Source organism: Pseudoalteromonas sp. MMG007, assembly GCF_018100985.1.
Lineage (GTDB): Bacteria > Pseudomonadota > Gammaproteobacteria > Enterobacterales > Alteromonadaceae > Pseudoalteromonas.
Window position 1 is genome coordinate 219,769 of record NZ_JAGJEI010000005.1, and the last position, 6,027, is coordinate 225,795.

General features: G+C 37.1%; 6 protein-coding genes, 1 tRNA gene and 1 pseudogene. 6 read left to right on the forward strand and 2 right to left on the reverse strand.

All coding sequences use genetic code 11. The features are described from left to right. The first annotated feature begins 204 nt into the window (after positions 1-204). Entirely contained in the window at positions 205-567 is a 363-nt protein-coding gene (locus tag J8L71_RS09095; RefSeq protein WP_211000264.1) for a DUF3718 domain-containing protein, read from the forward strand. A 49-nt stretch (positions 568-616) separates the two neighbouring features. On the opposite strand, the gene J8L71_RS09100 is transcribed toward J8L71_RS09095, so the two are convergent. Next, positions 617-1,309 carry a DUF445 domain-containing protein gene (locus J8L71_RS09100; protein WP_211000265.1) on the reverse strand — a complete coding sequence of 231 codons (693 nt, stop codon included), beginning with the start codon at positions 1,307-1,309 and terminating at the stop codon, positions 617-619. Between the two features lie 109 nt (positions 1,310-1,418). On the opposite strand from J8L71_RS09100, the pseudogene J8L71_RS09105 reads away from it, so the two are divergent. Next, positions 1,419-2,278 (forward strand): annotated as a pseudogene (locus J8L71_RS09105) (fructosamine kinase family protein). A gap of 125 nt (positions 2,279-2,403) precedes the next feature. Further along, positions 2,404-2,607: a CPXCG motif-containing cysteine-rich protein gene (locus tag J8L71_RS09110; protein WP_211000266.1), complete on the forward strand. Its 204-nt coding sequence runs from the start codon at positions 2,404-2,406 to the stop codon at positions 2,605-2,607. On the opposite strand, the gene J8L71_RS09115 is transcribed toward J8L71_RS09110, so the two are convergent. After that, positions 2,604-3,230 (reverse strand): riboflavin synthase, encoded by a 627-nt coding sequence (locus tag J8L71_RS09115; RefSeq protein WP_058549773.1) that lies wholly within the window; start codon positions 3,228-3,230, stop codon positions 2,604-2,606. The two genes, J8L71_RS09110 and J8L71_RS09115, sit on opposite strands and share 4 nt — an antisense overlap. Positions 3,231-3,358: 128 nt before the next feature. Between J8L71_RS09115 and J8L71_RS09120 the strand changes: the two genes are divergently transcribed. From J8L71_RS09120 to J8L71_RS09130, 3 genes are all read left to right on the forward strand, one after another. After that, complete coding sequence (locus J8L71_RS09120; protein ID WP_211000267.1) at positions 3,359-4,729, forward strand: MATE family efflux transporter; 1,371 nt, start codon at positions 3,359-3,361, stop codon at positions 4,727-4,729. Further along, the gene (locus tag J8L71_RS09125; RefSeq protein WP_211000268.1) at positions 4,707-5,756 is read left to right on the forward strand and encodes a DUF3080 family protein; all 1,050 of its coding nucleotides are present in this window, start codon (positions 4,707-4,709) and stop codon (positions 5,754-5,756) included. The genes J8L71_RS09120 and J8L71_RS09125 overlap by 23 nt, the downstream gene beginning before the upstream one ends. 114 nt (positions 5,757-5,870) lie before the next feature. Further along, positions 5,871-5,947: transfer RNA gene (locus J8L71_RS09130), tRNA-Val, on the forward strand. Positions 5,948-6,027: the final 80 nt, after the last annotated feature.

The following is a 6,027-nucleotide window of genomic DNA, read 5'->3' on the forward strand; positions in this document are numbered from 1 at the left end:
TTATGTTATTAATAAAATTGGTCGCTATAAAATAATTTTACTTAAGTGTGTCAAAAAACACATTTTAAAAAAGTATATATTCAAGCGCCTACGTAAAGTGTGTATTTTTCACATACATGCTTACACCTTGTTGCGTTTGGTTAACAGCTTTTTAGATTAAATAGCTCAATAATAAAGCTGAACCACAAACAATGAGGAATAATTATGAATACGTTAAAAGCTAGTTTATGCACAACGTTGGTAGTTGGCGCAACACTATTAGTAACCCCTGCTTTGGCAGTTCAATTTGAAGCTGCTGATTCATCAGCTGGTACACAAGCATGTATGGCTGTAGCGGCTAATAAAGCGCATGTACTTCGTAAAACATCACGTAATTTAAATATTAGTAAAGCGGTTATAAGCAAAAAGCTTAAATGCAATAACCTATTAATGGGTGACTTTGTCACATTATATAATTTAGATAAAAGCGCTAACTATTTAAATATTGATACCAGTACCCGTACGTCAATTAAAGATATAGCAAAAACATTTAACCCTGAAAAAGTAATTATTACAGGGCCAAAATAGTATGGCGTTAATGCAAAACTAAGCCTGTTTATAATCAGGCTTAGTTTTATTATATAACAGCTGCGATTAAACCAAATAAGCCACCAAATACACCGCCCCACACCACTAACCAACCTAAGTGCTCACGGATCATGGTTTGAATTATTTCTTTCACCATTTTAGGTGTTAGCTCATCTAAACGCTCATCCACTAATTTAAGTACCGTATCGTGTAAGCTTTGTGCGCTATTACCTTGTGAGAGTGTTTGGTTTACTAATGCTTTAAAGTTGTCAGTTTGAGAAATCTCACTAAGCGACAATTGCATTTTTTCTATAAATTTTTCTCGCATTGGCTCAATGGCGGCTGTGCCACCAAACATACCTAACATGCTGCCAAACTGAGACTGCTCTATGACCTCCAATAAATTGTCAAATGCAGGGTTTAAATCAACGTTACTAATAATGGGTGCAAAGTCGATATTTGGCTGTGCTTTATTGAGCAGATTATTGATTTTTTGCTCTGAAAAAAACTCAGTTAATATTAAATCGCGAATTGCTACTTTAAAGCTCTCAAATTTAAGCGCTATAACACCAGAGCCATATAAAAAAGGGACTTTTTCAAATAGCATATGAATAGCTAATAAATTTGTAACCGCACCAGAGAGGGCAAATAAGCCAACCGACAACACAATTGCTTGGTCAAAAAAGTAACCCGCTACTACGCACACGCCAGCAAGTAAATTGGTGATAAAACTCTTATTCATTAGTGCTCCATTAGCATTTTTTATATCGTTAATTTTACAACGATTAGTTTGTTAAATTAATACTTTTTTGCCATAGTTTAAATACCTGTTTAAAAGGCGAGCAATAACTATGTGGAAAACTGTAAACGAGCATATTAGCCAAGCCATTCATTATGACTTTAAACACACTTATAAACGCCAATTGCAAAGTACAAATACCGATAAACTCTTTCATTTAACCAATGGTACTCATAATTATTTAGTTAAAATAGCGCTTAAAAGCGAGCTTGAACGCCTCGAAAGCGAAGCAGTAGGCCTTAAACTTCTTACACAAAACAGTATTTTTATGGTGCCTGATTGTATTGTAACAGGTGCTAACATTGAGTTTTCGTTTATTGTGCTCGAATGGCTCGTACTCGATAAGCAGCCACATACGCGCTGGGGTGATATGGGAAAGCACCTTGCAATGCTGCATCAAAAGCATCCTCAAGCTATGTATGGCTTTGATGTAGATAACTATTTAGCCACTACTGTGCAACCAAATAGATGGCATAAAAAGTGGGATGTATTTTACGCAGAAGAGCGCATTGGCTGGCAATTACAACTCCTCGCTGAAAAAAACATAAACCTAGTTGAACCTGAGCGCATAATAAATTTAGTTAAAGAGCAGCTGCATAATCATCATATAGAGCCCTCTCTTTTACATGGTGACTTTTGGCGTGGGAATATGGGGTTTATTAAAATATACCCACTTTATTTAATCCTGCTTGCTATTACGGTGACCGCGAGGTTGATATGGCAATGAGCGAATTATTTGCGCCACTACCTAACGACTTCTATAACGCCTATAACAAGCACTACCCGCTTTCTCCAAACTATGAAAAACGCAAACTCATATATCAGCTATACCCTATTTTAAACCACGCTAATATATTTGCAGGGCACTATCTTACTGAAGCAAAACAACATATCGATAGGCTGCTTAGTTAAACTCTTTAAAGCTGTAAAATAAGTGTCATAAGCTGCATTTCAGCGCTATATTTAATGAGTAAGTAGAGGTTCATCTGTCAGAGATTAAGTTGGACCTAACTTTATTATTTATAGCGGGAGTGATTATGAAAGACTTTTTATCACAACGTATCACCTGCCCACATTGCGGCAATCACATACATTTAGATATAGACGCAAGTATGGGCGATCAAGACTACATTGAAGAGTGCAGCGCTTGCTGTAACCCTATCCATTTAAACATGCATATTGACCATGTGAATAAAAAGCTAGAGTTACATATAGACAGCGATGACGAACAAATATTCTAGCCTTGGTGGCGTAAGTAGTTTTCGACCGTATTAATAATGGTATAGGTTTGCTGATCGACCTCAATGTTTAGCTTATCGCCTACTTGTGCTGACCCTAAATTAGTAATGGCCAGTGTTTCAGGGATCAGGTGTAACCAAAAACCGTGTTCATCCACCTCACCAACAGTTAGGCTTGCGCCATTAATGGCTACAAATCCTTTGTAGATCACATATTTTTGCCATTTTTTAGGTAAGCTAAGCTGAATTTTACAGTTACTTTGCACTTTAATTATTTGGCTTATTTGTGCCGCACAGTGGATATGCCCCGACACTATATGCCCACCAAGCTCAGTACCAAACGTTACAGAACGCTCATAATTAACTAAGCTCCCTAACTCCAACTCGCCTAAGTTTGTAAGCGCCAGCGTTTCGTCAATCACATCAAAGTGAACTTGCGCCACTACATCGTGGTTACTTAGTTCAACTTTAACAACGGTTAAACAGCAGCCATTAATTGCAATACTCGCCCCTAAATCAAGGTGCTTAACATACTCATCACCTACCGACACCACTAAGCGAATAACGCCTTCATTTAGCACTTTAGATACAACGGTCGCTTGTGTTTGCACAATTCCTGTAAACATAAAATCACTTTAAATTATTACAAAGTGATAGTTTAACGTATCAACTCGCAAAATCATTCACTACTGTGATTTTTATTTGAAACACAATAGATTACAATTGCCGCCTGTTTAATCTAATAGCTGTTTTTATGACCTTTTGTAATTGGGAAGCTAAGCGTTTACTTTCTCTTGCTTTACCTGTTTTTTTAGCACAAGTCACACTTATTTTAATGTCAGTGGTCGACACTATTATGGCCGGACAAGTAAGCCCAACCGATTTGGCCGCGCTTTCTATTGCTACGGGTATTTGGAACCCTTTATTAATGGCTTTACAAGGGATCTTATTAGCCCTTACCGGTATTATTGCCCAGTTTTCAGGTAGCGATGACAGAAAAGGCATTAGTCACTATTTTCAACAAGCGCTTTATTTAACCGCTATTTTAAGTTTTACCGGCTTTGCGATAAGCTATTTAGCCGATACCATTATTTTTAAACTCGATACCAGCCCAGCGATTGCTAATTTAGCTTACGATTACATTCACTTTGTAAAATGGGGAGTATTTGGCTTTTTAATATTTACAGTTTATAGAAACGTGACCGAAGGAATGGGTATGACCAAGCCCGCGTTTTATATCAGCCTACTGGGGCTCGCTGTAAATATTCCGGTTAATTACATATTTATAAATGGCTTATTTGGTTTACCTGCTTACGGCGGTGCGGGGTGCGGTATTGCTACCGCCATAGTATTAACTATTATGGCCATAGCCCAAGTAACCTATTGCCAAATGAGTAAAAAAATAGACGCTAAAGGGCTACTTTCATCATTCGAAAAGCCTAATTTTAGTACTATTGGTATTATAACAAAGCTGGGTATACCTATATCGCTAGCCACTTTTTTTGAAGTGACTTTATTTGCATGTATCCCTTTGTTTATTGCTCATTTAGGTGCCGTTGCGGTATCAGGGCATCAAATAGCTGCAAGTGTTACTACATTACTCTTCATGATGCCGCTGAGCCTATCAATCGCTATTAGTATTCGCATTGGTAATTTGTTTGGCCAAAATAATATGACGCAATTAAAAGTAGCGGTTTCTACCAGCTATATTTTAGCTATTGCCATTGCATTATTTTTGGCGCTCATTACATTTACAGGCAGAGACTATATTAGCCAACTGTATAGCGACAGCCCTGCGGTGTTGGCATTGGCCTCATCAATCATGATTTTGGCATGTATATATCAATTACCTGATGCGCTACAAGTTGCAGCTAATGGCATACTAAGGGGCTTAAAATACACCGCACCAATATCGTACATTACGTTTATATCGTACTGGTTAATCGGCTTTTGCTTAGGTTTCGTATTGGCAAGAAAAAATATAATAATACAAGCCATGGGGCCTCATGGCTTTTGGGTAGGAATTATAGTAGGCCTAAGTGTTGCTGCTATACTTTTAATGCTCACAGTACACAAACGCCTTAAGTATGAGTTTAGTAATAATGAAGCACTCAATAAAAGCTAGCATATTTTCAAACGACACAGCATTAGTTGCTTTACTTATACTGTTCAGCTTTTTGCTGGTTGGCTGTAATAAAGCCCCTAGTGATACAAATAAAACCTATGTTGAACGCTTAAGCAGTACACTTGATGTGGCTGCTATTGAGCCTAGTTTACTTAAGCAGCTCTCGCTGTTACCTCCTTCGCCGCTAGAAAAAAACAATATCACTTTAAGTATTGTTGAACTTGCAGGTATTAGCCATTGCAAATTAAACGTACTAATCAGTGAGCACAATAACCAATTAGGTAAAACAGCCAGTGCTGCGGGTAAATTTAAGTATCAAATAAATTTTATACAAAGCGCACAGATTTGCTTAAACTCGCTTGATAAAAACAGCCCTATCTTTAGTAAAATACAAAAAGCTAAAACCTACAAACAAACGCATATAATGCACTATTTTAATACCATGCTTTTTAAAGAACGAGAGCTAAACCAAACATGGCAATTAACATCAACCGAGCTAAACAAAGAACCCGCAGGCTTTAGCGATACTTTACATGCCCTTAAACAGCTGGTTGCCATAAAACAAAAAATAAGCAGCCAAGAGTTTGATAGTATAAACACGAATGTTATTTTTAGTGCTCTTGAGCAGTTAAACAAATATCAATTTAACCAAGCGCTGATTCAATCAGCTCGCATGCAAGTGGTATTAAATAATAGTGCTACAGAGTTTGTAAAAACACTAAACTTAAATAACCTTTGCCCTGTGGGCAAAAACAATAAAAAAGCCAAAATAATAAGTAATGTATTTCAAAAGTTTTATTTAAAAGATATTCAACCTTATCAAGCACAACTCACAGGTTATTTAGAAGAGCTACAACCGCTTTACAAGAAGCTGTGGTTTGGCCAAAGTATTACAAGTGAGCCGATTAATAACTTAATAAAACCTCAATCAAACACTAACTTACTGAACTTACTTAAAAGCTCAGCCAAAAATCATGTTATTTGGTGGCAAAGGTTTTATGAAACGTGCGAAATTAGCCCAATATGAATAAAAAAACGGCAAATAAACTCAAAAGCTACAAACATGCTTGATTCAGCACTCTGCACGCTATATATTAGCGCCCGCTGGTTATTAATTTTGCCGGCATCTTAAATAAGTAATACGACTGTAGCTCAGTTGGTTAGAGCACTACCTTGACATGGTAGGGGTCGGTGGTTCGAATCCACTCAGTCGTACCAAAATTTAAGTAAATACATAAAAGTACATCTGAAGGAAAAAGCACTACCTACTCTTGATCACCCGGTCCAAAGGTCAGTAG